At 68.2% G+C, this 1,583-nt stretch carries 1 protein-coding gene; it reads right to left on the bottom strand.

Annotation, left to right across the window (positions count from 1 at the left end):
- Window positions 1-9: 9 nt before the first annotated feature.
- The gene (locus tag ABZS58_RS51270; RefSeq protein ID WP_354792125.1) at window positions 10-1,446 is read right to left on the bottom strand and encodes an NF041680 family putative transposase; all 1,437 of its coding nucleotides are present in this window, start codon (window positions 1,444-1,446) and stop codon (window positions 10-12) included.
- Window positions 1,447-1,583 lie beyond the last annotated feature (137 nt).

Raw genomic sequence — 1,583 nt, 5'->3', positions numbered from 1 at the left:
GCTTGACGTTTAACCCGTGTGCTGTTTGTGCGCCGTTACCGTCAGTTCCCGTTTGGTGAGTTTGCCGACGTCGTGGCGGGGTGCTGGTTGTCGGTTTTTGGAGCCGGGTGGGCGTCCGGGGCCGGGTTTGGCGGGTTTCGGTGCGCTGGCTGGGTGGGTGGTCTTCGGCTGGAGGTGCCGAAATCCGCGGCGGACTCTGGCGGGGGTGAGCCGGCCGTCGGGAGCGGGTCGTTCCCAGGGGCGGCGGAGGTCGGTGGTGAGGGTCCGGGCGAGGCGTAGTTGGGTGTGGGCCGTGATGATCAGCCACGTCCAGCGGTCTGCGGCGTACGGGTCACGCAGTTTCGGTCGGGTCCAGCCGAGGGTCTGTTTGAACAGTCGGAAGGTGTGTTCCAGGTCGAACCGACGCAGGTACGCCTGCCACAGTTGGTCCACGTTGGACGGTTGGGCGTCGGTGTGTGAGGACCATAGCCAGATCGGCTCGGGTTTGCGGTCGCCGGGTAGCCATTGCACGGTGAGCCGGATCAGGGTGCCTTCCAGGATGGGCAGGTCACCGTCGTGGTCCAGCCAGGCGGCGCGGCGGGTCAGTCGTGGGTGCAGCCGATCCCAGGCGATGGCTTTGGCGGTGCCGCATCGGCTGGTGTCGGTGACAGTGCTGACGTCCGGGTCGGGCCAGGTGTCCGGGTCGGCGAGGCGGAGTTCGCCGCCGTGCCGTGGTGGCCGGCCCTTGGTGCCGGGCTCGCGGGCGGGCGCGGGTAGGCGCAGGACCCGGTCCGAGCGGATCCGGCCGAGGATCTCGACTGGCAGGTCGGTCAGCAGGAACGCCAGCCGGGCCAGGTCGTAGCCGGCGTCGCAGACGATCAGCACGTCCGGGTCGCCTGCCCGCCACTGCCCGGCCTCGATCAGCCGCTGCAGGACGGCGCGGATCTGGGTGGCGGTGACCTCGGCGGTGTCGTCGTGCGGGCCGAGCCGGACCGCGTCCAATACCGCGGTCCAGGACGTTCGTCCCGGTTCCAGGGCGGCCACGAACGAGTACGGCCAGCCCGGGATCATCTGCGCCTGGTTCTTCGCCCGGCCGTGGACGTGGCAGAACAGCCGGTCCGGGCTGGTGTTCGCGTCTGGGCGCAGCCACGGGCTGACATCCACCGCCAGCATCAGCCGGCCCTCTGCCGACCGGGGCAGCGGCAGCCCAGCCAGCGTGCTGCGGAGGTGTTGCACCTCGAGACTGCCCTGGTTCAGCGCGTCATAGAGGGCACCGTGGCCACGTCGGTGCTCAGGAGCGAGCGCCAGACCGACCAGCGTGTGAACCGGCCCCTCGATACACAACAGCGCGTCGGTCAACTCGAACAGCACGTCGTGGCGGGCGGTCAGACAGACGGAGAAGTCCGTGCGGAACTGTGACAACACGCGCAGGGACTCGACGCGAGCGGCGTCGTTGGGCACACTCATCTCCACGGCCTTGGTGTCGATCATGGGTGTCTCAGCAACGCACATGATCACGCCAAGGCCGTATCCATGTCCAGCGATCACCACATCGGTGATCAAGAATCCTCACTGGCCACGAAGGCAGAGGTTAAACGTCAAGC

Source organism: Dactylosporangium sp. NPDC005555, assembly GCF_040605635.1.
Classification (GTDB): Bacteria; Actinomycetota; Actinomycetes; order Mycobacteriales; family Micromonosporaceae; genus Dactylosporangium.
The sequence above is the reverse complement of the archived record's forward strand: the minus strand, read 5'-3'. Positions and strand labels throughout refer to the sequence as shown.

Excerpts from the sequence above, each read along its gene's own strand:
- ABZS58_RS51270 (WP_354792125.1), bottom strand. The coding sequence starts at position 1,446 with ATGAGTGTGCCCAACGACGCCGCTCGCGTCGAGTCCCTGCGCGTGTTG.